Origin of the sequence: Pseudomonas brassicacearum subsp. neoaurantiaca (assembly GCF_013608025.1) — a bacterium.
Taxonomy (GTDB): Bacteria; Pseudomonadota; Gammaproteobacteria; order Pseudomonadales; family Pseudomonadaceae; genus Aquipseudomonas.
In genome coordinates this window covers 193,786-219,342 of the sequence record NZ_VDLV01000013.1, presented here as the reverse complement: position 1 = coordinate 219,342, position 25,557 = coordinate 193,786, and the positions used below count along the sequence as shown (strand labels likewise).

The window sequence follows — 25,557 nt, the reverse complement described above, 5'->3', positions numbered from 1 at the left end:
CCGACGTGAGGACGCCTAATATCGGCATCAGGCATTCAAGGAAATTCAAAAAATGGACATCGACTGGGTCTGCAAACATCACAGCGACCTGAGCAAGGAGCAGCTGTACGCCATCCTCAAATTGCGCGCCGACGTGTTCGTGGTCGAGCAGAACTGCGCCTACCCGGACGTGGACGGACTCGATCTGGAAGGCGACACATGCCATCTGATGGCTTGGCGGGACAATCACCTGATCGCCTACCTTCGTTTGCTCGATCCCCACTCGCGCAACAGCGACGTGGTGATTGGCCGGGTAGTCATCGCGCCAGAAGCACGTGGCCAGGGGCTGGGGCATGCGCTGATGGAGCGTGCGCTCGAACAGGCGCAGAAGCACTGGCCCGGCGCATCGATCTCATTGTCGGCCCAGGCGCATCTGCAGGGGTATTACGGACGGTATGGGTTTGAAGTGGTGGGTGTCGAGTATCTGGAAGATGGTATTCCGCATATCGGCATGCATCGCCCGTAGGAGCTGCCGCAGGCTGCGATCTTTTGATCTTTTGATCTTTGGTCTTTCACTCAAGACTCAATTGCCTGGGGAAAGATCGCAGCCTCGTTGCACTCGTCAGCTCCTACGGATATTCCAACACCGTCTTGATCCGCTCCAGGTTCTGCTCGATCCATCTCCGATCAATCGCTCCCCAATCGCGAATCCGATATCGCCCGGCATGGTTGCGCGCGCCTTCTTCTTGTTCGAACTCACACAGGATATCCAGGTCCGCCAGCGCCGCCACAGTGTCCTGAGCCGTACGCCGGGGCATGCCGGTGACTTCAGTGAGGGCCGGCACGTTGCTGGCCAGGCCGCTGTCGATCAAATAAGCCACGTACAAGCGACGGTAAAAACTGCTCTTGGTCTTGCTGACGTCCATCGGTCATTCCTTGTCTTGTTGCAGGTCGCGCCAGGTCAGGTACACCCGCAGGTCGAATTCCAACTGGTGATAACCCGGCAGCATATGCTCGCAAAGTTGATAGAACGCCTTGTTGTGGTCCGACTCCTTGAAGTGGGCCAACTCGTGAACCACGATCATCTTCAGAAATTCAGGCGCCGCCTCCCTGAACAACGATGCGATGCGGATTTCCTTCTTGGCCTTGAGCTTGCCACCCTGCACGCGCGACACGGCCGTATGCAGGCCCAGTGCACGATGCGTCAGGTCCAGGCGATTGTCGAACAGCACTTTGTCGATGGCCGGTGCGTTACGCAGGTATTGCTGCTTGAGTTCCAGCGCATAGGCGTACAAGGCCTTGTCGCTCTGGATCGGATGCCGGTCGGGATAGCGCTGGCGCAGGTAATCGCCCAGCCGATCCTCGGCGATCAATTGCTGCACCTGGGCTTGCAAGGCGGCGGGGTACGCCTGGAGGTATTTGAGCGCAGTCATCGGGCGGCCACACCATCACAAAAGGCCGCCAGTGTAGCGAATTCAGGCGATGACCGCGCTCCAGTCGAATGGCTTGGCGAAGGCGTTGGTGTCTTCCGCCATCAAGGGGCGCGCCACGAGGAAACCTTGCACGAACTCGCAACCATGAGCCTGCAACCACTGATATTGCTCGCGGGTCTCCACCCCTTCGGCGATCACTCGCAAACCCAGTTGCCTGCACAGGTCGATCACCGAGGCGGCCAATGCGGCATCCCGGGGCGAACCTGGCAGACGGGCGATCAAATGCCGGTCGAGCTTGAGGGTATCGAGCTCCAGATCCCGCAGGTGGGCCAGCGAGCAAGGCCCTGAACCGAAGTCATCCAGCGCCACGCGCACCCCAAGGTGACGCAGCAATCGCAGCTGCTTATGGGTCTCGTCCGGGTTGCGCATCAGCGCATCCTCGGTCACCTCGACCTCCAGTTGTCGAGGCTTCAAGGCGTGGCGCTCCAGCACCTGGCGCAACTCGGTCACCAGGTTCGGCATGCCGAACTGGGTGCTGCTCAGGCTCACCCCCAACACCAGATCCTCGGCGAACAAGCGCTCCCAGACTTTGCGCTGGGCCGCGCTGCGGTGGTAGATCCAACTGCCCAGTCGGCTGATCAGCCGCGCCTCTTCCAACAGCGGCAGGAACAAGCCCGGCGGAACATCGCCGACGCTTGGGTGCTGCCAACGCAACAGCGCCTCGAACCCGCGAATGCGTCCGTCATCAATGCTGACCTGCGGCTGGTAGACCATGTTGAAGTCGCGATTCTCGATGGCCGAGCGCACGCTTTCTTCCAGCATCAGCCGTGAACGGGCTCGACCGTTCATTTCGTGGTCATAAAAACGATATTGCTGGCGGCCGGCGCGCTTGGCCTCGTACATCGCGATGTCGGAAGCGCGCAGCAGGCCATCGAGGTTGGAGCCGCAATCCGGATAAGTCGCGATGCCGATGCTGGCTCCCAGCGTCACGTCCATACCCTCGATCTGCTGGCAGATCGAAACCCGTTCAATGAGTTTCTCAGCGATCTTGGCAGCCTGTTCGGGCACTTCAAGGTCCAGCAGGGCCGTGAACTCATCACCGCCGAGCCGCGCAAGAATATCGAAGGGTCGCAGGCACGCCTTCAATTGTTCGGAGACCCAGCGCAGCACCCGATCGCCGGCATCGTGGCCCAGCGAATCGTTGACGCGCTTGAAGCCATCGAGGTCCAGGTACAGCAGCACCCAGTTGCTTTCCAGCCGTTCGCTGCGCATCAGCAGGTTTTCCGCCGTCTGATAGAACCCCCTGCGGTTGAGCAAGCCGGTCAGCGGATCGGTAACGGCCTGGAATTCCAACTGCTGGTGCAGATGGCGGACCACTGACATGTCCTGGAGTGTCACCACCATGGCCTTCTGCTCCGAAGGCAGCGGCGCACAGGACAGCGCCACCGACACCTGTTGGCCGGGTGCGGTGCGCAACACTGCATCGTGCAGGCGCCAGGTTTCGCCACGCCGATAGGCGGTATGGATCTCCGAATCCATCCATTCGGGAATATGAGGCTTCTGCAGGAAATCGAGTAAAGGCATCCCCTGCAACTGGTCGGCGGTGGCATTGAGCAGACGGCACGTCGAAGGGTTGGCGAAACGGATGCAGCCGTCCTCATCCACCACCAGGATCCCTTCGGCGGCGTTGTCCAGCACCGAGGCATTGAAGGCCCGGGCCGCTTCGAGATCCTGGCTCAGGCGCTGCAAGGCCCGGCGGTTGCGCTGATGCTCAAGCAACGCCTGGACCTTGGGCTTGAGGATCTGGGGATCGAAGGGTTTGAACAGGTAATCCACCGCGCCACTGGCGTAGCCCTTGATGACGGCGTCCTGGGACTGCTCGTTGGCGGTGAGGAAAATGATCGGCGTAAGCCGCGTGCGCTGGCTGCCGCGCATCAGGCGCGCCACTTCGAAACCGTCCATGTCCGGCATCTGCACATCCAGCAGCACCAGGTCGATGTCATGTTCCAGCAGCAGGTTCAGCGCCTCGATCCCCGAGGACGCGGTCATCACCTGCCAATCCTGACGCTGCAACAACGCTCGCATGCTGAGCAGGTTTTCGGGGTAGTCATCAACAATCAAAAGGACAGAGCTGTCTTCGCCAAACGGGGGTTGCGCGCATTCCATGCTGCTTCTCTTATCGGGGCGCCATGTCTGCCTATGAAGCAAGGCGGACAACATACAGGTGATCTCACTCTAGACCGGGATTTTGAAAAGCAGTAGGTGTCATCGCGCCATCATCCAGACAAAGCCCGAAATAGCCGACTAACGGTCACCCCTGTCAGGCACAAAAGCTGCAATGACACCCACGACAGTCAATTGACGTCAAACAACCGCCGAACGGTCAACAAGAAAAGCCCCTATCCAGCGTTTCGAGACGCTTCAAAAGGGCGGTTTAAAGCCTCCCGACACGGCGCACCCTTTTTTGCATCCCGATACGTAGGACCTGAACATGATCGATCTCACCACCTGGAACTTGAGCATCCCCGAAGGCAGCCCGGCGATGACCATCGAAACCCCTCGCCTGGCGCAAGGGTTCAAGGATCAATATTTCAACGCCGAAACCGGCACCGTGTTCTTCTGGGCCCCGGTAACCGGCACCAAGACGGCCAACGCGATTTACCCGCGCAGCGAACTGCGCGAAACCTATCCCGACGGCACCTTGCGCAACTGGCTTTACCCGTCGGCGGACAACACCTTGCGCGCCACCATCACCGTCAATCAGGTACCCAGCTCCGGCAAGATCGTGATTGGCCAGATTCACACCAAGGACAGCACCAGCCCGATGGTGAAGCTGGAATACCAATACAAGACCTACAGTTCCACGGGAAATATCGTCGCCAAGGTGCGCATGCGTCCTGATGACGAGACGGGGCAGGTCATTACCATTGCAACCGGCGTGACCCTGAACCGCAGCTTTTCGTACATGATTCACCTGAGCCCCAAGGGCGCACTTGGCATCAGCGCGGCGGGCTATAACTGGCGCACCACCGTAGATCCGAGCTGGAAGGTAAAGCCGCTGTATTTCAAGGCCGGCGTTTATGTCCAGGACAACACGGGCTATGTCACCGAAGGCGGAAAAGTAACGTTCAGCCTGTTGGAAATCAAACACACCACCCTTTGATTCCCGCCCCGCTGCGCTGTGACAGCAGCACGGAACGCTGCTATCGACCGTCCCGTTTAGAAAGCACCCGACTCAGGGTGCTTTTTTTTGGTCTTGAATCCGGCAAGGCTGCCAAATGGCCACCCCATAAGGTTCCCCGAAAAAACCAGATAATCGACCAATGGTCGTTTTTATCGGGCACAAAACCGGCAAACGCCACTCTGACGGTCTGCTGACGCCAACCCTCCGCCGGACGACTGTGTCAAATCTTCGTCCTCACCCTTCTTGGCGTCGGAAAAAGCGCGTCTTAGAGCCTCCGGCTGTGGCGTAAATCATTTCTTCTCCTCAGAAAGGATCCGAACATGGTCGATCTTGCAACCTGGAACCTGAGCATTCCCGAAGGCAGCCCGCCGAAAACCATCGAAACCCCTCGCTTGGTAGACGGGTTCCAGGACAAGTATTTCAACTCCTCAGGCAGCACGGTGTACTTCTGGTCACCGGTTACCGGCACCAAGACAGAGAATGCCATTTACCCGCGCAGCGAATTGCGCGAGACCTACAAGGACGGCACCTTGCGCAACTGGGTCTACCCCGACGCCGACAACCAGCTGCGGGCGAGCCTCGTCGTCAGCCAGGTGCCCAGCAGCGGCAAGATCGTGATTGGTCAGATCCATGCCAAGGACAGCAGCAAGCCCATGGTCAAGCTGGAATACCAATACAGCGACTCCAGCGCCACCGGCAACATTGTCGCCAAGGTCCGCATGCGTCCCGATGACAGCGAAGGCAGGGTCATCACCGTTGCCACGGGGGTGAAGCTCAATCGGTCGTTTTCGTACCGGATCCATCTCGATCGGACCGGCGACCTGGGCATTACCGCCGCGGGCAACAGTTGGTACACCACGGTTGGCGCCGCCTGGCGCGACAAGCCGTTGTACTTCAAAGCCGGGGTGTACGTGCAGGACAACACGGGCTATACCAGCGAAGGTGGGAAGGTGACGTTCAGCGTGCTGGATATCGATCACAACACCTGATTTTCTGCTTCTGAAAATCTCGTAGGAATTTACGCCCCGTGGCGAGGGAGCTTGCTCCCGCTGGGCTGCGAAGCGGCCCTCTTTCCTCCAGACCTACCGCATTTGCCGGTTTTACGGCGGCTGCGCCCCCGAGCGGGAGCAAGCTCCCTCGCCACAGGGGGCCGGTGCGTCCTACAGGGTCGATTTTGGCCTCGGGAATCTGCTCTATAGTTCGGTGGGTCTGCTGGCTTTGGCCGGTGGGCAGGGGTTTCGCAGCCCGACAGAGAACAATGACTTTGCACCGCGAAATGAAAACTCAGGCAAAATTGCCGGCGTTCATTTTATGGCGGTTGCGCGTGGGAGACCTCTGGGTCTGCCGGGTTTGGTCATTCTCGGTCTGCGAACCCGCGCGTAGCTGCCACCCACTTTGTTTCGCAGCAAAAAGGTGGCAATTCTTTTTCTACAGGGAATTTCATCTATGACCACGCATCAATCGATTAACCGCTTCACGCCCTTAACCCCAATCGCCACCACACAACCTGTGCTGTTCATTGACAAAACCGCCCCGCTAACAGAGCTTCACGCCTGCGCCAGCGAACGCCTGCATGCGACCCTCGACTACCTGACGCTCATGGCCTGCGCCACCTTGCGCGATTCGGCTGCTGGCGACTTCAACACCCTCACCAACGTCGCCCGGATCCTCGTCCAGGACGTCACCGACGTGTTCGGCGTCATCGAGCAACGCGGCCTCGAAGACCAATAACCCCCCCCGGTGGAAGATGCCCCCCTGTGGGAGCGAGCTTGCTCGCGATAGCGCAGGGTCAGTGATAGGGATGTCGGCTGACACAGCGCTATCAGGATCTGTGTGTATATCCGTTTTTTTGTAACGGCCACTTATGGTTTCGCCCTTACGGCGAGTCACTTTCGAAAAGCGCGAAAGTAACCAAAGCGCTCCTGCCCCACCACTCGGCACCTCGCCTGGGCTCGGTGTGCCGAGATCAACGTCCTTTCCGAGGCGGCCTAGTAGCCGACCTGGCTCTTGATGGGAACCGCGTTTCCCCTGTGGGAGCGAGCCTGCTCGCGATAAGGTTGGTACATGCGACATCTTCCTTGGCAGTGATATGGCCCTAGCAGTTTGCTGGTGGTCATTCAGTTGTGTGGCGGCTGGATTTGCTGCCGTCATCGCGAGCAAGCTCGCTCCCACAAGGGAAACGCGGTTCCCACCAAGAACCAGGTCGGCTGTTAGGCCGCCTCGTGGTGGACGTTGATCTCGGGCGCCCCGTTAACCACGATGGCCGAACGCAGGCATTGCGCAGTGGGCACCTCGGCATGGATGCCGAGGTAGCCGCGCTGGGCCATGGATGGCCCTTCGCGGCGGCCCACGGAGTAATGCCGGAGTGAGGGCATGCCGAGCCCTAGCGAGGCACCGAGTGGTGGGGCAAAAGCGTTTTGCTTACTTTTGCGCTTCTCAAAAGTGAGCCGCTGTAAGAGCGGAACCATAAGTAGCCGTTACAAAAAAAACGGATATACACACAAAAACAAGAAACCCCACCCATAAAAAAACCCGCATCTCTGCGGGTTTTCTCACAACGCTAAAACATCAATTAACCTTAGCGTTCAACTCACCCTTCAAGTACCGCTGATACATAGCTTCCAAAGAGATCGGCTTGATCTTCGAAGCATTCCCCGCCGTACCAAACGCCTCATAACGCGCAATACAAACATCCCGCATCGCCGTCACAGTCGCGCCAAAGAACTTACGCGGATCAAACTCGCTCGGGTTGGTCGCCATCAGACGACGCATGGCACCGGTAGAAGCCAAGCGCAGGTCGGTGTCGATGTTGACCTTGCGCACGCCGTACTTGATACCTTCGACGATTTCTTCAACCGGCACGCCGTAGGTTTCCTTGATGTCGCCGCCGTACTGGTTGATGATCGCCAGCCACTCCTGCGGTACCGAGGAAGAACCGTGCATCACCAGGTGGGTGTTGGGGATGCGCTTGTGGATTTCCTTGATGCGGTCGATGGCCAGCACGTCGCCGGTGGGCGGCTTGGTGAACTTATAGGCGCCGTGGCTGGTGCCGATGGCGATGGCCAGGGCGTCGACCTGGGTTTTCTTGACGAAGTCCGCGGCTTCTTCCGGGTCGGTCAGCATCTGGCTGTGATCCAGAACACCTTCAGCACCGATGCCGTCTTCTTCGCCGGCCATGCCGGTTTCCAGCGAGCCCAGGCAACCCAGTTCGCCTTCCACCGAGACGCCGCAGGCGTGGGCCATGGCGACGGTCTGCTGGGTAACGCGCACGTTGTATTCGTAGTCGGTCGGGGTCTTGCCGTCTTCGCCCAGGGAACCGTCCATCATTACCGAGCTGAAGCCCAGTTGGATGGAGCGCTGGCAGACGTCAGGGCTGGTGCCGTGGTCCTGGTGCATGCACACAGGGATGTGCGGGAATTCTTCGATCGCCGCCAGGATCAGGTGGCGCAGGAACGGCGCGCCGGCATATTTACGGGCACCGGCCGAAGCCTGGACGATCACCGGGGAGTCAGTCTTGTCAGCGGCTTCCATGATGGCGCGCATCTGCTCAAGGTTGTTGACGTTAAAGGCTGGGACGCCGTAGCCGAACTCGGCTGCGTGGTCCAGCATCTGACGCATGCTGATAAGTGCCATTGTGTGTCTCTCTCCCGGTCGAGGGTCGTTAATCGTGCCAGCCTGCCGGAGCGGCGGCGGCTATTCAAGTCATTGCGGATCGGGGGTTGGCCCGGGCCGCGTGTTCCGTATCGCTAAATCCAAAATTGACGCGATCCCTGTGGGAGCGAGCTTGCTCGCGATAAGGGCGGCACATTCAACATCTCTGTTGTCTGATGGACCGCTATCGCGAGCAAGCTCGCTCCCACATTGGATCTGCTTCCCTATTCGGATCTGTGTAAATCAGATGAATCTTGTCACTCAGCCTTGCAGCCTCGCCCAATCAGATCATTGGTGGCGACCCAATACACCAGGCCTTCCTCACCCTTGATGTGAAACGCCAGCATGTCATCGCTGTACAACGAACCTTCGGCACCCGGCTCCAGCTTGAGCCGATAAACCTTCTCGGCACCGCCCAGGCGGACATCGACTGCCTTGCGCGCAGCATCGGCATAGCGCCACAGCACCTTGGCTTCGCTGTCACATGTCCAACTCGTCCAGCCCTCTGCAACGGGTTCGGACGACTGCAAAAAACCCAGTTGCGAGCAACCGGCCAACAATGCCAACGCCGTGACGGCGACAAAGCCTTTCATCCGTGTTCCTCGACGGGCGGCACAGGCCGCCAGCCATGAGTTAAAGAGTCTGACCCGTCAAGGGCAACCATGTTCCTTGACCGGCGCTTGCGTCTCGTATTTATCCAGGCCGTCCGGCCCGGAACGCTTGTTCAGCACCGGGTTGGTCTCGGCCTGCCAGTCAGCCTGGTAGCAACCGTCTTCGGGCACTGGCGTCGCATTATCCGGCGCCGTGGCTTTATTAGGGCTGCTGGAGCAAGCCGCCAGCAACGTCGCAGCCATCAGCGCCATGAACGTCTTGACCATTTGAACACTCCTTTGCCTGGTCAACGCCGCCTCAGGCCTTGGCCCGGCTTTCCAGGACTTCCACGGCGGGCAGCACTTTGCCCTCGACGAATTCGAGGAACGCGCCACCGCCGGTAGAAATGTAGGAGATCTGCTCGGCCACGCCATATTTATCGATGGCCGCCAGGGTATCGCCACCGCCGGCGATGGAAAACGCGGCGCTTTCGGCGATGGCTTGGGCCAGCACCTTGGTGCCGTTGCCGAACTGGTCGAACTCGAATACGCCAACCGGGCCGTTCCACAGGATGGTCTGGGAGGATTTCAGCAATTCGGCGAAGTTGGCCGCGGTTTGCGGGCCGATGTCGAGGATCATGTCGTCCTCGGCCACGTCAGCGATCAGTTTGACAGTGGCAGCGGCGCTCTCGGCGAACTCCTTGGCGACCACCACGTCCACCGGCAGCGGAACGCTGACCTTGGCGGCGATTTCACGGGCGGTGTCCAGCAGATCCGGCTCGTACAGTGATTTGCCAACCGGGTGGCCGGCCGCAGCGAGGAAGGTGTTGGCGATGCCGCCACCGACGATCAACTGGTTGCAGACTTGGCTCAGGCTGTTGAGTACGTCGAGCTTGGTCGACACCTTGGAACCGGCAACGATAGCGGCCATCGGCTGGGCCGGCGAGCCCAGGGCCTTGCCCAGCGCATCGAGTTCGGCGGCCAGCAGCGGGCCAGCAGCGGCGACCTTGGCAAACTTCGCCACGCCATGGGTCGAGCCCTCGGCGCGGTGGGCGGTGCCGAAGGCGTCCATCACGAACACGTCGCACAGGGCGGCGTATTGCTGGGCCAGTTCGTCGGCATTTTTTTTCTCGCCTTTGTTGAAGCGCACGTTTTCGAACAGCACGACGTCGCCAGACTTGACGTCGACACCGCCCAGGTAATCGGCCACCAGGGGAACGTCACGGCCCAGGGCCTTGCTCAGGTAATCGGCCACAGGCTTGAGGCTGTTTTCCGCCGAGAACTCGCCTTCGGTCGGACGGCCCAGGTGCGAGCAGACCATCACGGCCGCGCCTTTTTCCAGGGCCAGCTTGATGGTCGGCAGCGAGGCCAGGATGCGCGCGTCGCTGGTGACAACACCGTCCTTGACGGGGACGTTGAGGTCTTCGCGGATCAGTACGCGCTTACCTTGCAGATCGAGGTCGGACATCTTCAACACGGTCATGGGTCGCAATTCCTGGGTAACTGTTTAGAGAGCAGGTTTATTGGAAGCGGTTTGCAGGTAGTGCTCGGCAACGTCCAGCATTCGATTGGCAAAACCCCATTCGTTGTCGAACCAGGCCAGGATATTCACAAGCCTCGGTCCGGAAACGCGGGTCTGGCTGGCATCGACGATGGCCGAATGCGGGTCGTGGTTAAAATCACAACTGGCATGAGGCAACTCGGTGTAGGCCAGGAGGCCTTTGAGCGGGCCGCTGGTGGCGGCTTCGCGCAGGATCCGGTTGACCTCGGTGGCGTCGGTATCGCTCACCGTCTGCATCGTGATGTCGAGGCAGGACACGTTGACCGTGGGCACCCGCACGGCTTTGGCCTGAATTCGCCCGGCAAGTTCCGGCAGCAGCCGTTCAATGCCACGCGCCAGACCAGTGGACACCGGAATCACCGATTGAAACGCCGAACGGGTACGACGCAAGTCCTCATGGTGATAGGCGTCGATCACCGGCTGGTCGTTCATCGCCGAGTGGATGGTGGTGATCGACACGTATTCCAGGCCGATGGCCTGGTCCAGCAGACGCAACAGCGGCACGCCGCAGTTGGTGGTGCAGGAAGCGTTGGACACCAGCAGCTCTTCGCCGGTCAGGCAATCCTGGTTCACGCCGTAGACGATGGTAGCGTCGACATCCGCCTCGCTCGCCATCGGCTGGGAAAACAGCACCCGTGGCGCGCCCGCAGCGATGAAACGCTGGCCATCGTCGCGGGTGTTGTAGGCGCCGGAGCATTCAAGCACCAGATCGACGCCCAGGGACGCCCAATCGATGCCTTCGGGAGTGGCACTGCGCAGGACTTTCACGCAGTCGCCATTGATATGCAGACAATCGCCCTCGACCCGCACTTCGCCGGGGAACCGGCCATGGGTGGAGTCAAAGCGTGTCAGGTATTCGATGCTGGCCATGTCGGCCAGATCGTTGATGGCCACGATCTCGAACCCGGCCTTCGCCCCTCGCTCGAACAACGCACGCAAGACGCAACGACCAATGCGGCCGTAGCCGTTGAGTGCAACTTTGTAGGGACGCGGTTGGGGCATGGGGGTTCTCTGATCGGGGTGAATCCGTTAAGACCAGCATTGCCTGCACCATCGCTATCGCGAGCAAGCTCGCTCCCACAGGATCGGTGGAGATCCTTGTGGGAGCGAGCTTGCTCGCGATGGCGTCAGCACAGACAACCTAGTACAGATCAGTCTTCCAGCAGCTCTTCAGCCTGCCCCAGGATGTTTTCCAGGGTGAAGCCAAACTCCTCGAACAACGCTGGCGCAGGAGCCGATTCGCCGTAGGTGGTCATGCCGATCACGCGGCCTTCCAGGCCCACGTACTTGTACCAGTAATCGGCGTGAGCGGCCTCGATGGCGATACGGGCGCTGACCTGCAGCGGCAACACCGCTTGCTTGTAGCCGGCGTCCTGGGCGTCGAACACGCTGGTGCACGGCATGGACACCACGCGCACGTTGCGGCCCTGCTCGGTCAGCTTGTCGTAGGCCTGGACGGCCAGGCCGACTTCCGAACCGGTGGCGATCAGGATCAGTTCCGGCTCGCCGATGCAGTCCTTGAGCACATAGCCGCCACGGCTGATGTCGCCGATCTGGCCGGCATCGCGGGATTGGTGTTGCAGGTTCTGGCGGGAGAAGATCAGCGCCGATGGACCGTCGTTGCGCTCGATGGCGTACTTCCAGGCCACTGCCGACTCCACGGCGTCACATGGGCGCCAGGTGTCCAGGTTCGGCGTGCAGCGCAGGCTCGCCAGCTGCTCGATCGGCTGGTGAGTCGGGCCGTCTTCGCCCAGGCCGATGGAGTCGTGGGTGAACACATACAGGATGCGCTTTTTCATCAGTGCCGACATGCGCACGGCGTTGCGGGCGTATTCCATGAACATCAGGAAAGTCGCGCCGTACGGCACCAGGCCGCCATGCAGGGCTACGCCGTTCATGATCGCGCTCATGCCAAACTCGCGAACGCCGTAGTACATGTAGTTGCCGCTGGCGTCTTCAGCCGTCACGCCTTTGCAGCCTTTCCACAGGGTCAGGTTGGAGCCGGCCAGGTCGGCCGAACCGCCCAGCAGCTCTGGCAACAACGGGCCGAAAGCATTCAGGGTGTTCTGGCTGGCTTTGCGGCTGGCGATGGTTTCGCCCTTGGCGGCGACTTCGGCGATGTACGCCGAGGCTTTCTCGGCGAAATCGGCCGGCAGCTCGCCGCTGAGGCGACGTACCAGCTCGTTGGCCAGCTCAGGGAATTCGGCGGAATAGGCGGCAAAGCGCTGGTCCCACTCGGCCTCGGCTGCGCGGCCTTTTTCCTTGGCGTCCCATTCGGCGTAGATGTCGGCCGGGATTTCGAATGGGCCATGATTCCATTTCAGCGCGGCACGGGTCAGGGCGATTTCCTCGGCACCCAATGGCGCGCCGTGGCAGTCTTCCTTGCCTTGCTTGTTCGGCGAACCGAAGCCGATGGTGGTCTTGCAGCAGATCAGGGTCGGCTGCGCGCTCTTGCGGGCGGTCTCGATGGCGGTCTTGATTTCTTCCGGATCGTGGCCGTCGACGTTGCGGATCACCAGCCAGTTGTAGGCTTCGAAGCGCTTGGGGGTGTCGTCGGTGAACCAGCCTTCGACTTCGCCGTCGATGGAGATGCCGTTGTCGTCGTAGAAAGCGATCAGCTTGTCCAGGCCGAGGGTGCCGGCCAGGGACGCAACTTCGTGGGAAATGCCTTCCATCATGCAGCCATCACCCAGGAACACGTAGGTGTGATGGTCGACGACATTGTGGCCAGGACGGTTGAACTGCGCCGCCAGGACTTTTTCCGCCAGGGCAAAGCCCACGGCGTTGGCCAGGCCTTGGCCCAGCGGACCGGTGGTGGTTTCAACGCCTGGGGTGTAGCCGTATTCCGGATGGCCCGGGGTGCGGCTGTGCAGTTGGCGGAAGTTCTTCAGGTCATCGATCGACAGGTCATAGCCGGTCAGGTGCAGCAGCGAATAGATCAACATCGAGCCGTGGCCATTGGACAGGACGAAGCGGTCACGGTCGGCGAACGAAGGGTTGCTCGGGTTGTGCTTGAGGTAGTCGCGCCAAAGCACCTCGGCGATATCCGCCATACCCATGGGGGCGCCGGGATGGCCGCTGTTGGCTTTTTGCACGGCATCCATGCTGAGGGCACGAATGGCATTGGCACGCTCACGACGGCTGGGCATCGCTGATCTCCTGGGTTTTGAATAACGAAACTGAAAAAAGGCGAGCATTTTCCCTCACCCACCCGCCCCGGGGCAATCAGATACTCGTCCAAAGGCGATATTTGCGGTGGATAAAGTCGCATTGGCCAGGTGAAACCTTTCCGCTGATGGTGGGTAGAGTCAGGCACGTCCTTGGAAGTGCCATTTATCGAGCAATATCAAAACTTTTTGATATTGACCTTGCGATGCGCCAGGCCCGTCACTAGACTGCCGACCTATGAATTTACGCGTGCCTTCCATTCGCCATGATGACAGCGATGAGCTGGCGGCCCTTTGCAAGGCCGGCGGCGATCCGTTGCGGCTGAATGTATTGCGCGCCCTGGCCAACGATTCGTTCGGCGTACTGGAGCTGGCGCAGATCTTCGGCATCGGCCAATCCGGCATGAGTCATCACCTCAAGGTATTGGCCCAGGCCGACCTGGTGGCGACACGCCGCGAGGGCAATGCGATTTTCTATCGGCGCGCCCTGCCCCACACCGAGCTACTGGGTGGCAAGCTGCACGCCGCGCTGTTGGAAGAAGTGGACGAGCTGGACCTGCCGATGGATGTGCAGGACCGCATTGCCCAGGTCCACGGGCAACGCGCCGCCGCCAGCCAGGATTTTTTCGCACGGGTGGCGGAGAAATTTCGCGCCCAGCAGGACTTGATCGCCGGGCTGCCGCAATACCGTGACAGCGTGGTGGCATTGCTCGATAAATTGAGTTTCGGACAGGCAGCCACGGCGATAGAAGTCGGCCCCGGCGACGGCGCTTTCCTGCCGGAACTGGCGCGGCGCTTCAGCCAGGTGACTGCGCTGGACAACAGCCCGGCGATGCTCGAACTGGCCCGCCAGGTGTGCGAACGCGAATCCCTGGCTAATGTCAGCCTGCAACTGGCCGATGCCCTGAACGGCGTCAGCCTGCGGGCCGATTGCGTTGTATTGAATATGGTGCTTCACCATTTTGCCGCACCGGCCGATGCGCTCAAGCACATGGCCAACCTGCTGCAACCGGGCGGTAGCCTGTTGGTGACAGAGTTATGCAGCCACAACCAGAGTTGGGCCAAGGAGGCCTGCGGAGATCTCTGGCTGGGGTTTGAACAGGACGATCTGGCCCGTTGGGCCACCGCTGCGGGCCTCGTGCCCGGGGAAAGCCTCTATGTGGGCTTACGTAATGGTTTCCAGATTCAGGTCCGCCATTTTCAGCGGCCGGCTGGCGACACTCACCATCGGTAACTTGTAGGAAAACATCGAGATGAGCGAATACTCCCTTTTCACCTCCGAGTCCGTGTCTGAAGGGCATCCGGACAAAATCGCCGACCAGATTTCTGATGCGGTGCTGGACGCCATCATTGCTGAAGACAAGTTCGCCCGCGTGGCGTGCGAGACTCTGGTGAAAACGGGCGTGGCGATCATCGCCGGCGAAGTCACCACCTCTGCCTGGGTCGACCTGGAACAGATCGTTCGCGACGTGATCCTGGGCATCGGCTACAACAGCTCCGACGTCGGCTTCGACGGCGCGACCTGCGGCGTGATGAACATCATCGGCAAGCAGTCCCCGGACATCAACCAGGGCGTTGACCGCGCCAAGCCGGAAGATCAAGGTGCTGGCGACCAGGGCCTGATGTTCGGCTACGCCAGCAACGAAACCGACGTGTTGATGCCGGCACCGATCACCTTCTCGCACCAGTTGGTCCAGCGCCAGGCAGAAGCCCGCAAATCCGGCCTGCTGCCTTGGCTGCGCCCGGACGCCAAATCGCAAGTGACTTGCCGTTACGAAGGCGGCAAGGTCGTCGGTATCGATGCCGTCGTGCTGTCGACCCAGCACAACCCGGAAGTGTCCTACAAGGACCTGCGCGAAGGCGTGATGGAGCTGATCGTCAAGCACGTGCTGCCTGCCGAACTGCTGTCCAAGGACACCCAGTTCCACATCAACCCGACCGGCCAGTTCATCATCGGTGGCCCAGTGGGCGACTGCGGCCTCACCGGCCGCAAGATCATCGTCGACAGCTACGGCGGCATGGCCCGTCACGGCGGCGGCGCGTTCTCCGGCAAGGATCCATCCAAGGTTGACCGCTCGGCAGCATACGCCGGTCGTTATGTCGCCAAGAACATCGTTGCCGCCGGCCTGGCCGAGCGCTGCGAGATCCAGGTGTCCTACGCCATCGGCGTCGCCCAGCCTACGTCGATTTCGCTGAACACTTTCGGCACCGGCAAGATCGGCGACGACAAGATCATCCAGCTGGTGCGTGACGTGTTCGACCTGCGTCCATACGCGATCACCACCATGCTCGACCTGCTGCACCCGATGTACCAGGACACCGCAGCCTACGGCCACTTCGGCCGCACGCCGCAGACCAAGACCGTGGGCGACGATACCTTCACCACGTTCACCTGGGAAAAAACCGACCGCGCCGACGCCCTGCGCGCCGCTGCCGGCCTGTAATACCCCGCTGCAATGAAAAAGCCCTTGGCGACTGAGTCGCCAGGGGCTTTTTCATGCCCTGAAGATCACCACCAAACCCTGTGGCGAGGGAGCTTGCTCCCGCTGGGTTGCGCAGCAACCCCAATCAGTCGTCCAGTGAATCCAGTGCGTCTGATGGTTAGAGGGGGCGCTTCGCACCCCAGCGGGAGCAAGCTCCCTCGCCACAAAGGCTTAGCGCAATGTTCAGGTCCTTCGTGCCACCAGCAGGAACGAAGCCGCGCTCGCCAACAACCCTGCGCACATCCGATTGAACAGCCGCTTTCCACTCGGCCGCGCAAACAGTCGCCGCGCGTAAATACCCATGTAGCAGTACAAGCCGATCGCCACGCATTCCAGCGCCAGGAACAGCCCGCCCAATACAGCGAACTGCTGAGTGACAGTGCCAGTACGGTCAACGAACTGCGGGAGAAAAGCGGTAAACAACAGAATCGCCTTGGGATTGCCGATCGCCACCAGGAATTCCTGGCGCGCCAGGTTGGCCATGCTCATGGAAACGGTCGTCGCCTCGCCGCTGGTTTCAGGCTGCGCGCGCCACAACTGCACGGCGAGATAGAAAAGATAGCCGGCGCCAACCAGCTTGATGCCCAGGAACAACAATTCCGAGGTATGCAGCACCGCCGTCAGCCCCACCGCCGCCAGGGCCATCATGATGGCAAAAGCCACCAGTCGACCGATACCGCCGCTGCACGCTCGGACGAAGCCATAACGCGAGGCATTGCTGATCGATAGCAGGTTGTTGGGGCCCGGCGCCATGTTCAGCGCAAAGCAGGCCGGGATGAAGACAGCGAGGGTCGTCAGGTCCATCGGTTGCACTCCTGGCAGAGCGGATCGAACGCCCATTCTGCACCGCTCATCGATGGGTTCAAGGGACAGTTGCGCAGCCAAATAGACCGGGACTGTACCGCCGGCGCTTCGCCTTCAGTTTCGCAAAACCCGGTAACGCTATGGGTCTCACAACTTTTCGCGCAGTGGCTAGCCTTCAGGGACTCAACCCAGCAAGGATGCTTCGATGCCATCGTTCTTGTATGCAATCGCCTGTTTTTTACTCATCGCTACTTCCGCAATGGCCGCGCCTTGTCCTGACTGGCCCACGGAGCGTGCCCACGCCGAGGTCGCTGCGCTGCAACAGCAAATCGACACGTGGGACGACAGCTATCACCGCCTCGGCCAATCCAAGGTGGCCGACGAACTCTACGATCAGTCCCGCACGCAGTTGAGCCATTGGCGCAATTGCTTCAGTCTCCCGGCAATCGATAATCCCTTGCGCTCAGCGGGCGGAACGGTGCGGCACCCGGTCGTCCATACCGGCCTGGAGAAACTCAAGGATGCCGATGCCGTCGGTGCCTGGCTGCACGGTCGAGAAGACGTCTGGGCCCAACCGAAAGTCGACGGCGTGGCGGTGACGCTGGTGTATCGAAAGGGCCAGCTGTATCAGGCAATCAGTCGCGGTGACGGCGTCCTGGGGCACGACTGGACCGTCAACGCGCAAAAGATCCGCGCCATTCCCCAGCGGCTGCACCAGCCCGTGGACCTGGTCGTCCAGGGCGAGTTGTACTGGCGCCAGGAGGCCCACGTCCAAGCCGACCGCGGCAGTGTAAACGCCCGCGGGACCATGGCGGGCCTGATGGCACGCAACAACCTGACGACGCAGGACGGGATTGATGCAGGCCTGTTTGTCTGGGACTGGCCTGAAGGGCCAGACACCCTGACCGAGCGGATGGTCGCGCTGGATGAGCTGGGCTTCGCTGGCACCCTCGATTACAACCAACCTGTCCGGGACCTGGCCGATGCCGAACGGTGGCGTGACCATTGGTATCGCACCCCGCTGCCATTCGCCAGCGATGGAATCGTCCTGCGCCAGAGCCGCCGCCCTCCGGCCGAACGCTGGCAGGCCCGGGCTCCCTTCTGGAGCGTGGCCTGGAAATATCCGTATGCCCAAGCCATGGCCGAAGTCCGCAAGGTGAACTTCAAGATCGGTCGCACGGGACGCATCACACCCGTACTGGAACTTGAACGCATCCGACTCGACGACCGATGGATTCGCCGGGTGAGTGTCAGCTCCCTCAAGCGTTGGGAAGAGATGGATATTCGCCCCGGCGATCGGGTCGCCATCAGCCTGGCTGGGTTAACCATTCCACGTCTCGATGAGGTCGTGCTTCGCAGTCTCGAACGCCAGGAAGTCAACGCGCCTGCCGCAGCCGATTATCACTTCCTGAGCTGCTGGCAACCCACGCCCGGCTGCGAAAGCCAATTCCTCGCGCGCCTGGACTGGCTCAGCGGCAAGAATGGCCTCGCCCTGCACCATGTCGGCCCCGGCACTTGGGAAAAGCTCCTGGCCGCAGGTCGACTCGACGGATTGCTGGATTGGTTGACCCTCGATGCCGCCGAGCTTGCTAACATGGCCGGCTTCGGCGAGCGCAACAGCGCCCGCCTGCTTGCCAGTCTCCACAGCGCCCGGCAGCGGCCCTTTCGCCAATGGCTCAAGGCTCTTGGCCTGCCGCCCACTGCAAATGCCCAGCTGGACGGGCCGTGGCAAGCGCTGGCCGAACGCAGCACTGAACAATGGCAAGCCGAAGCCGGCATCGGGCCGGGACGCGCCGCGCAACTGAGCGCTTTTTTTCGCGACCCACAGGTGCTGGCCTTGAGTGAAATATTACGCACCGCCGGGGTCGATGGTTTTTAATCCGAGCCCCCCACGGTTGAACCCAAGGGGCGACTACGCGTTCCAACTGCGCATCTGTACCGACCGCCCGCGAGTTTTTTTGGAGTTGTTATGAATTTCCTGCCTTCTGTCGCCCTGCTGGTGCTATGCAGTGCCATGGCCACCTTTTCATCGGCGGACGAGCAAACCCCGGAGCTCACCGGTTGCGCAGCCAAACGCCAAGGCATCATCAATCAGATCGAACTGGCCAAGTCCCGGGGCAACCAGGACCAGCAGGCGGGCCTCGAAACGGCGCTGGACGAAGTCACGACCCATTGCACGGATGCCTCCCTGCGCAAGGAGCGCGAGAACAAAGTGCTCGAAGCCAAGCATGAAGTCAGTCGCCGCCAGGCCGATCTGGACAAGGCCATGAAAAAAGGCGACGCGGAAAGGATCAACAAGCGCAAGGACAAACTGGCAGCGTCCCGCAAGGAATTGCAGGAAGCGGTGGATGAGTTGGATAAGTAGGTTCTAGCTGCAAGCTGCAAGTTCAAAGCGCCACACTTGCAGCTTTCAGCTTGAAGCTTGCAACTGCTTCACAATCAATGATCCCGAAACTCTTTATGACACGCACTGCACGCATCTTCGACCTTTTGCACCACGGGCCCCAGATAGCTGGCTTTGTAGGGCTGGACTTGGCTCGCGGTGACCAATTCACCGGTCGCCGCCTCAAGGTTACGGGCCAGCTCCTGGAAGCGCGCCTGTTTTTTCCAAACCTCATCCGTGGCGCTGGTATGGTCTGCTTCACGTACTGGCGGAAAGTGCTTCCAGGGCTCGTGGGACAGTTGATCCAGCTTTACCGCACCCTCGGCGAAACGCACGCCATCGAACGGGACGCGGCCGCGCAGCATGCCGCCCAACTCTTCGTTGGTCTTGAGCATCTGCTTGAAGATCGCCTTGCGCTGGCCCAGGGGAGAATTGGGATCGACACCGCCGCAAGCGGACAGCAGCAGGCAGGCCAGTACGGTCATGGAAAATCGTTTTACAAACATCTCGGCCTCGGGACAGGAAACGGCCGTCAGTATCCTCGGGTCACCGGCAAAGGCCAATGGCCCTATCAATAATAGGGGTTGTCGAGCGCCTGAAAACGCTGGATGACCGCAAAGGAAATCTTCATGAACAGCCGCATCAAGCCCTGGCATAAAGGCCTGGCGTTGACCCTGCCACTGATTGCGCTACTGGCTGGCTGCAATCGTGGCGAGAAAGTCGAAGAGCCCCAGACGCATGCCGTCGCGACCTATGCCAGTGCACCTTGGGACGCACTGCCAGCGGTTTCCGATGCAGACCTGCTGGCCGGCTTCGGCGCCTGGCGCAGCGCTTGTACCCGACTCAAGGCGGACACAACCTGGGGCCCAACCTGCGCGGCGGCCGCCAATGTGCCGCAGACCGCAACGGCTGTACGCAACTTCCTGAAGCAGAACCTGGACGTCTATGGCCTGCGCTCGGGCGACAACAGCCCCAACGGGTTGATTACCGGCTACTACGAGCCGGTCTACCCAGGCAGTCTCACCCAAACCGCGAAGGCGAATATTCCGGTCTATGGCGTACCGGACGACATGATCATTGTGTCCCTGGACAGCATTTATCCGGAGCTAAAGGGCAAACGCCTGCGTGGTCGCCTCGAAGGCCGGGTGCTCAAGCCTTATGACGACGCCGCCACCATCGAAACCAAGGGCGTGAAGGCGCCGGTTATCGCCTGGCTGACGGACCCGATGAACCTGCAGTTCCTGCAGATCCAGGGTTCGGGACGCATTCGGCTTGATGACGGCCGCCAGGTACGCATCGGCTATGCCGACCAGAACGGCCATCCGTATCGGCCCATTGGCCGCTGGCTGGTTGAACAAGGTGAGCTGAAGAAGGAAGACGTGACCATGGGCACCATCAGCGCCTGGGCCAAGGCCAACCCACACCGCATCCCTGAATTGCTGGGCAGCAACCCCAGCTATGTCTTCTTCAATCGCAACCCCGACAGCAACGAAGGCCCGCGAGGCTCGTTGAACGTACCGCTCACCGCCGGCTACAGCGTGGCGGTGGACCGCAAGGTCATCCCGCTGGGCAGTCTGTTGTGGCTGTCCACCACACGCCCCGACGGCAGCGCCTTGAACCGCCCCGTCGCCGCCCAGGATACGGGCGGCGCCATCGCCGGCGAAGTGCGGGCCGACTTGTTCTGGGGCACGGGCGAAACGGCCGGGCAACTGGCGGGGGACATGAAGCAACAGGGCCAGATCTGGATGCTCTGGCCCAAGGGCATGGCGCTGCCGTCCGTGCCGCAGGTGGCGAATGCGGTGACCGTCAATCCCTGAAGGGATGTGTTGATCGTCCCGGCCCCATCGCGAGCAAGCTCGCTCCCACAGTTGATCTCAGTGAACACATATCTTGTGTACACACCCGACCCAATGTGGGAGCGAGCTTGCTCGCGATGAGGCCAGCAAAAACACCGAAAATCCGAAGCCAGGCTCAGACCGAAACAAAGAAGAAACTCAGCACCAGCCCCGCCCCCACGAACCACACCAGTGAACGCAGGATCGCCCAGTCGGCCAGGTAGCAAATGATGTAGAGCAGGCGGCTGGTAATGAACAGCACCGCCAGCACGTTGATCGTCACCAGTTCGGCGTTACCGGCCAGATGCGCGACGATCACCGCTGCGGCAAAGAACGGGGCGATCTCGAAACTGTTCAATTGCGCGGCATAGGCACGCCGGGGAGCGCCTTCAAGTGAGTCGAGAAAGTCCCGGGGGTCGTGGTTATCCTGCAGCCTGTACCTTCCACCAGCCTTGGCGATGCCGATACACAGGTAAGGCAGGATGAAAGCGATCAAAACACACCACAGGGCAACCGTCATACCGCATTTTCCTTTTTGAGTTTTATAGAGAATCGAGGGCCAGGCACCGTCAGAATTTCATCACCAACATGCCAACCAGCACCAGCCCGCAGGCTAAGAGTCGTGGCCGGCCGAAAGGTTCTTTCAGGTAGCGCATGCCGAAGAGCACCACCAGGATCACGCTGATCTCCCGCAGCGCCGCGGCTTCGGCGATCGAGCCCAGTTGCATCGCCCACAGCACCAGAGCGTAGCTGAACAACACGCAGAATCCGACCGCCAGCCCCAAGCGCCATTGTTCACGCCAGAACAGCATGAACGCCGGTCGTTTGCCGACCAGCGCCAGCAGCGGAAACGGCCAGGCGCTGAGCAGCGTGATCCAGACCAGGTAATCCAGCGGATGGGACCAGCGGCGCAGGGCCTGGCCATCGATGAATGTATAGCCGCCAATGCACAGGCCAATCAGCGCGACCACCGGCAGCATCGACCAGGGCAGCCGGTCACCGCCACCGCCCTGCCACAACAGGCACAGCATGCCAAACGGTATCAGCAGGATGCCGATGATCTGTTGCGTCGTCAGGACTTCGCCGGCAAACATCAGCGTCAAGGCCAGCACCACCAGCGGAGAGAGGCCGCGCATCAAGGGATAGACCAGGCCCAGGTCGCCGACCCGATAAGCCTGGATCAGCAAATAGCGGTACAACAGCTCGAATGCAGCCGACGCCAGTATCCATGGCCAGATTTCCAGCGGCGGCCATTCCACGAAGCCCACCGCCAGTGCCACGAACAGCAACGCGACAGTGTCCATGCAGGCCACCACCAGCAACCGTTCGCCACTGAACTTGATCAGCGTATTCCATGCCGCATGCAACAGCGCCGCGACCAACACCAACACCGTTGCCAACACGGCACGCTCCTTGAGTCCGCCCGTAGAATTGATTCGCGATCCTTCAACAGCTGTTTATACTGCACGCAACCACGCCGCACTTCAGTTGCGCATAGATCAATACCAATAATTCTGCCTGCCGCCCGTTCAGTCGAACCCAGGCGCCGGCATGCGTATGCCTGATCCGAGCGTCAAGACTACAGACAGAGACCTTGCGCATGCCACTTGCTTTGCTTGCTTTGGCCGTCGCCGCTTTCGGCATCGGCACGACTGAATTCGTCATCATGGGGCTGCTGCCCGATGTCGCCCGTGACCTGGCCGTGAGCATTCCCCAGGCCGGGCTGCTGATCACCGGTTATGCCTTGGGCGTGGTATTTGGCGCGCCAATCCTGGCGATCGGCACCGCGAATATGCCGCGCAAGGCCACGTTGCTGGGCATGACGCTGATGTTCATCCTCGGCAATGTGCTGTGTGCCCTGGCCCCGAACTACACCACGCTGATGGCCGCCCGGGTGATTACCGCCCTGTGCCACGGAGCTTTTTTTGGTATCGGCTCGGTGGTGGCGGCCGGTTTGGTCGCGCCGAACAAACGGGCCCAGGCCATCGCGATGATGTTTACCGGCCTGACCTTGGCGAATGTCTTGGGCGTGCCGTTGGGTACGGCGCTGGGCCAATACGCGGGTTGGCGCGCAACGTTCTGGGCGGTATCGGTGATCGGCATCATTGCCGCCGTTGCCCAATGGGTCTGGCTGCCCAAGGAAATCCCCATGGACAAGGCGAACCTCGCCAGCGAATTCAAGGTACTCGGCAAGGTCAATGTGCTGCTGGCGCTGGGCATGAGCGTGCTGGCTTCCACCAGTCTGTTCAGCGTGTTCACCTACATCGCGCCGATCCTGCAGGACATTACCGGCGTCAGCCCCCACGGCGTTACCGTCATGCTGCTGTTGTTCGGCGTTGGCCTGACGGCGGGCAGTTTCCTCGGCGGACGCTTGGCCGATCGGCGCCTGCTGCCGTCCCTCGTAGGCATGGCGCTGGCCGTGGTGCTGGTGCTCGCGGCGTTCAGCCAGACCAGTCAATCGGTGATCCCGGCAGCGATTACCCTGGTGTTGTGGGGCATCTTTGCTTTTGCCCTGTGCCCGATCCTGCAATTGCTGATCATCGACCAGGCCCACGAGGCGCCGAATCTCGGCTCGACGCTCAACCAGAGTGCCTTCAACCTCGGCAACGCCGCCGGCGCCTGGATCGGCGGGCTGGTCGTCGCCAGCGGTGCCGACCTCGCCGATCTGCCGTGGACCGGCGCGCTGGTGGGCGGGCTGACGGTATTGGCCGCGCTCTTCTTTATTTATCGCCAGCGTCGTCTGGGCGCCGTGGCAGGCTTTGCCGACTGAGGGGCGTGTTGGTCTCGCTGCGCACTTGCGCATGGCTGATCAGCGCGAAGATAAAACTGCCACCAATGATGTTCCCCGCCAGGGTTGGCCCGGCAAACACCATCCAGAAGTCCTCCCAGGACAACTGGCCGGCGAATACCAGGTACGACACCTCGGCCGAACCGACCACGATGTGAGTGAAATCCCCAAGCGCCATGAGATAAGTGATCAACACGATGATCAGCATCTTGGCGCTTTCCATGGACGGGATCATCCACACCATGGTGGCGATCATCCAACCGGAAATGATGCCCTTGGCGAACATCTGGCCGGTGTCGTTTTCCATGACCTTGCGACCGATATCCAGGAAAGCCAAGTCGGTACGCTGGTCGAAAATCGGCAGGTGCAGCATCACGTAGGCCACCAGCAGCGTGCCGCACAGGTTGCCCACCAGGACCACGCTCCATAACCGGAACAATCGACCGAAATTGCTCAAGGTCGGCTTGCTCATGATCGGCAGCACAGCGGTCAGGGTGTTTTCGGTAAACAGTTGCTGACGCGCCAGGATTACCGCCAGGAAGCCCGCGCAGTAGCCAAAACTGGCGATCACCTTGAAGCCATCGTGGTCCGGCAACCGGGAATTGAGCAACCCCATCGCCATCAGCGATAACCCCATGGTCAATCCCGCTGCCAGGGCCGACCACCACAGCGCCGCGACACTGCGTTCCAATTCCTGGTTGCCCTGGGTGCGAATGATTTCGTGCAAAACCGCTGCCCGCGGCGGCTGGTTGCGGTCGACTTCATGCTGTTCCTCTGCCGAGAGGTCAGGGGTCTTGCCGTCTTCGTGAGTGTCCATACAGCTCCTGAACCGGTGGCGTGATGTACCTACGACACACGGCATCCGGAGCTGTTCAGTGATGCCGGGAAATGACCGGCGCCGGTAATGCCGCCTTCGCGAGCAGGCTCGCTCCCACAGAGTATCCAGTGGCGTTCAATGTGGGAGCGAGCTTGCTCGCGATAGCAGCGCCGCCGACCTCACTCGACGGTATCGTCCTTGAACTGATCCTTGACGTACTTGATCTCGGTCCGGCCGTGAGGGGCCGGCAGGCCGTCTTCGCCGAGATTCACGAAGACCATTTTCTCCACCGTCAGGATGCTCTTGCGGGTGATCTTGTTACGCACTTCGCACGTCAGGGTGATGGACGTGCGACCGAACTCGGTGGCGGTGATGCCCAGTTCGATGATGTCGCCCTGGCGCGAAGCACTGACGAAATTGATTTCGGAAATGTACTTGGTGACCACGCGCTGGTTACCCAGCTGGACGATGGCATAGATGGCCGCCTCTTCGTCGATCCAGCGCAGCAGGCTGCCGCCGAACAGCGTGCCATTGGGGTTGAGGTCTTCGGGCTTGACCCATTTGCGGGTGTGGAAATTCATGATCACTCCTGGACGTCTGGCCGATGAATGCCCGCATCATGGCAGACCGGGCGCGCGGGCTCTACGCCGCTGCCCCTATAACGATCATCGGCAATTTCGATTTGCCGACAGAAACCCTTTGGAAGATCCGATTAGCCCGTTATAATCGCCCCCGTTTCATCGGCCCACGCTTTGGGTCGCTCCCGCCACCTGTCCGAGGGGCGCTGCAGCAGGCTCGACCTGTCAGGCTCGGATGGGGCGTTGCCCGTACGGGGCTCCTCGTACAGGCACTAAACGCACAACGGCGCCCATTCGCATACAT

26 protein-coding genes and 1 riboswitch are annotated in these 25,557 nt (G+C 60.8%); of the genes, 10 read left to right on the top strand and 16 right to left on the bottom strand.

Going from position 1 to position 25,557, the window contains the following annotated elements; all coding sequences use genetic code 11:
• Positions 1–52 precede the first annotated feature (52 nt).
• Entirely contained in the window at positions 53–505 is a 453-nt protein-coding gene (locus FHK92_RS11925) for a GNAT family N-acetyltransferase (protein ID WP_181288246.1), read from the top strand.
• 103 nt (positions 506–608) lie between these two features.
• Here FHK92_RS11925 and FHK92_RS11920 read toward each other — a convergent pair whose 3' ends face one another.
• The 3 genes from FHK92_RS11920 to FHK92_RS11910 are packed head-to-tail and all read right to left on the bottom strand — an operon-like array spanning position 609 to position 3,578.
• Complete coding sequence (locus FHK92_RS11920) at positions 609–905, bottom strand: winged helix-turn-helix domain-containing protein (protein WP_181288245.1); 297 nt, start codon at positions 903–905, stop codon at positions 609–611.
• A 3-nt stretch (positions 906–908) separates the two neighbouring features.
• On the bottom strand, positions 909–1,412 hold the full coding sequence (locus FHK92_RS11915; protein ID WP_181288244.1) for a M48 metallopeptidase family protein: 504 nt from the start codon (positions 1,410–1,412) through the stop codon (positions 909–911).
• 42 nt (positions 1,413–1,454) lie between these two features.
• Complete coding sequence (locus tag FHK92_RS11910; RefSeq protein ID WP_181288243.1) at positions 1,455–3,578, bottom strand: putative bifunctional diguanylate cyclase/phosphodiesterase; 2,124 nt, start codon at positions 3,576–3,578, stop codon at positions 1,455–1,457.
• A gap of 325 nt (positions 3,579–3,903) precedes the next feature.
• On the opposite strand from FHK92_RS11910, the gene FHK92_RS11905 reads away from it, so the two are divergent.
• The 3 genes from FHK92_RS11905 (at position 3,904) to FHK92_RS11895 (ending at position 6,327) form a co-directional block, all read left to right on the top strand.
• Positions 3,904–4,575, top strand: a complete 672-nt coding sequence (locus FHK92_RS11905; protein WP_181288242.1) for a polysaccharide lyase family 7 protein — start codon at positions 3,904–3,906, stop codon at positions 4,573–4,575.
• Positions 4,576–4,916: 341 nt separating this feature from the next.
• Complete coding sequence (locus FHK92_RS11900; RefSeq protein WP_181288241.1) at positions 4,917–5,585, top strand: polysaccharide lyase family 7 protein; 669 nt, start codon at positions 4,917–4,919, stop codon at positions 5,583–5,585.
• 457 nt (positions 5,586–6,042) lie between these two features.
• Positions 6,043–6,327 carry a fructose-bisphosphate aldolase gene (locus FHK92_RS11895; RefSeq protein WP_181288240.1) on the top strand — a complete coding sequence of 95 codons (285 nt, stop codon included), beginning with the start codon at positions 6,043–6,045 and terminating at the stop codon, positions 6,325–6,327.
• Positions 6,328–6,806: 479 nt separating this feature from the next.
• On the opposite strand, the gene FHK92_RS11890 is transcribed toward FHK92_RS11895, so the two are convergent.
• From FHK92_RS11890 to tkt, 7 genes are all read right to left on the bottom strand, one after another.
• Complete coding sequence (locus tag FHK92_RS11890; protein WP_181288285.1) at positions 6,807–6,971, bottom strand: hypothetical protein; 165 nt, start codon at positions 6,969–6,971, stop codon at positions 6,807–6,809.
• Positions 6,972–7,164: 193 nt separating this feature from the next.
• Positions 7,165–8,229, bottom strand: coding sequence for a class II fructose-bisphosphate aldolase (fba, locus tag FHK92_RS11885; protein WP_003177554.1), 1,065 nt, complete (start codon positions 8,227–8,229; stop codon positions 7,165–7,167).
• Between the two features lie 275 nt (positions 8,230–8,504).
• Positions 8,505–8,840, bottom strand: coding sequence for an MliC family protein (locus tag FHK92_RS11880; RefSeq protein WP_181288239.1), 336 nt, complete (start codon positions 8,838–8,840; stop codon positions 8,505–8,507).
• 57 nt (positions 8,841–8,897) lie between these two features.
• The gene (locus FHK92_RS11875; RefSeq protein WP_181288238.1) at positions 8,898–9,125 is read right to left on the bottom strand and encodes a hypothetical protein; all 228 of its coding nucleotides are present in this window, start codon (positions 9,123–9,125) and stop codon (positions 8,898–8,900) included.
• Positions 9,126–9,156: 31 nt separating this feature from the next.
• Positions 9,157–10,320, bottom strand: coding sequence for a phosphoglycerate kinase (locus tag FHK92_RS11870; RefSeq protein ID WP_181288237.1), 1,164 nt, complete (start codon positions 10,318–10,320; stop codon positions 9,157–9,159).
• 24 nt (positions 10,321–10,344) lie between these two features.
• Positions 10,345–11,400: an erythrose-4-phosphate dehydrogenase gene (epd, locus tag FHK92_RS11865; RefSeq protein ID WP_030137857.1), complete on the bottom strand. Its 1,056-nt coding sequence runs from the start codon at positions 11,398–11,400 to the stop codon at positions 10,345–10,347.
• Between the two features lie 149 nt (positions 11,401–11,549).
• On the bottom strand, positions 11,550–13,547 hold the full coding sequence (gene tkt, locus FHK92_RS11860; protein ID WP_181288236.1) for a transketolase: 1,998 nt from the start codon (positions 13,545–13,547) through the stop codon (positions 11,550–11,552).
• Between the two features lie 256 nt (positions 13,548–13,803).
• On the opposite strand from tkt, the gene FHK92_RS11855 reads away from it, so the two are divergent.
• Entirely contained in the window at positions 13,804–14,799 is a 996-nt protein-coding gene (locus FHK92_RS11855; RefSeq protein ID WP_181288235.1) for an ArsR/SmtB family transcription factor, read from the top strand.
• Between the two features lie 19 nt (positions 14,800–14,818).
• Positions 14,819–16,009, top strand: a complete 1,191-nt coding sequence (gene metK / locus FHK92_RS11850) for a methionine adenosyltransferase (RefSeq protein ID WP_181288234.1) — start codon at positions 14,819–14,821, stop codon at positions 16,007–16,009.
• A 222-nt stretch (positions 16,010–16,231) separates the two neighbouring features.
• Here the strand turns inward: metK and FHK92_RS11845 are convergent, their stop codons facing one another.
• Entirely contained in the window at positions 16,232–16,852 is a 621-nt protein-coding gene (locus FHK92_RS11845) for a LysE family translocator (RefSeq protein ID WP_181288233.1), read from the bottom strand.
• A 205-nt stretch (positions 16,853–17,057) separates the two neighbouring features.
• Here FHK92_RS11845 and ligB point away from each other — a divergent pair, with 205 nt between their 5' ends.
• Positions 17,058–18,731 (top strand): NAD-dependent DNA ligase LigB, encoded by a 1,674-nt coding sequence (ligB, locus tag FHK92_RS11840; RefSeq protein ID WP_181288232.1) that lies wholly within the window; start codon positions 17,058–17,060, stop codon positions 18,729–18,731.
• 90 nt (positions 18,732–18,821) lie between these two features.
• Positions 18,822–19,217, top strand: coding sequence for a DUF1090 domain-containing protein (locus FHK92_RS11835; RefSeq protein ID WP_181288231.1), 396 nt, complete (start codon positions 18,822–18,824; stop codon positions 19,215–19,217).
• 74 nt (positions 19,218–19,291) lie between these two features.
• Here the strand turns inward: FHK92_RS11835 and FHK92_RS11830 are convergent, their stop codons facing one another.
• Entirely contained in the window at positions 19,292–19,741 is a 450-nt protein-coding gene (locus tag FHK92_RS11830) for a c-type cytochrome (RefSeq protein WP_181288230.1), read from the bottom strand.
• 123 nt (positions 19,742–19,864) lie between these two features.
• On the opposite strand from FHK92_RS11830, the gene mltA reads away from it, so the two are divergent.
• Positions 19,865–21,052, top strand: coding sequence for a murein transglycosylase A (gene mltA, locus FHK92_RS11825; protein ID WP_181288229.1), 1,188 nt, complete (start codon positions 19,865–19,867; stop codon positions 21,050–21,052).
• Positions 21,053–21,206: 154 nt separating this feature from the next.
• On the opposite strand, the gene FHK92_RS11820 is transcribed toward mltA, so the two are convergent.
• Complete coding sequence (locus tag FHK92_RS11820) at positions 21,207–21,590, bottom strand: MAPEG family protein (protein WP_181288228.1); 384 nt, start codon at positions 21,588–21,590, stop codon at positions 21,207–21,209.
• A gap of 49 nt (positions 21,591–21,639) precedes the next feature.
• On the bottom strand, positions 21,640–22,473 hold the full coding sequence (locus tag FHK92_RS11815) for an EamA family transporter (RefSeq protein WP_181288227.1): 834 nt from the start codon (positions 22,471–22,473) through the stop codon (positions 21,640–21,642).
• A gap of 197 nt (positions 22,474–22,670) precedes the next feature.
• Here FHK92_RS11815 and FHK92_RS11810 point away from each other — a divergent pair, with 197 nt between their 5' ends.
• Positions 22,671–23,840 carry an MFS transporter gene (locus tag FHK92_RS11810; RefSeq protein ID WP_181288226.1) on the top strand — a complete coding sequence of 390 codons (1,170 nt, stop codon included), beginning with the start codon at positions 22,671–22,673 and terminating at the stop codon, positions 23,838–23,840.
• On the opposite strand, the gene FHK92_RS11805 is transcribed toward FHK92_RS11810, so the two are convergent.
• The gene (locus FHK92_RS11805; RefSeq protein ID WP_181288225.1) at positions 23,791–24,675 is read right to left on the bottom strand and encodes a formate/nitrite transporter family protein; all 885 of its coding nucleotides are present in this window, start codon (positions 24,673–24,675) and stop codon (positions 23,791–23,793) included. The two genes, FHK92_RS11810 and FHK92_RS11805, sit on opposite strands and share 50 nt — an antisense overlap.
• Positions 24,676–24,854: 179 nt before the next feature.
• A complete protein-coding gene (locus tag FHK92_RS11800) occupies positions 24,855–25,256 on the bottom strand; it encodes an acyl-CoA thioesterase (protein WP_030137870.1) in 402 nt (133 codons plus the stop codon).
• Positions 25,257–25,445: 189 nt separating this feature from the next.
• Positions 25,446–25,552, top strand: a riboswitch (S-adenosyl-L-homocysteine riboswitch).
• Positions 25,553–25,557 lie beyond the last annotated feature (5 nt).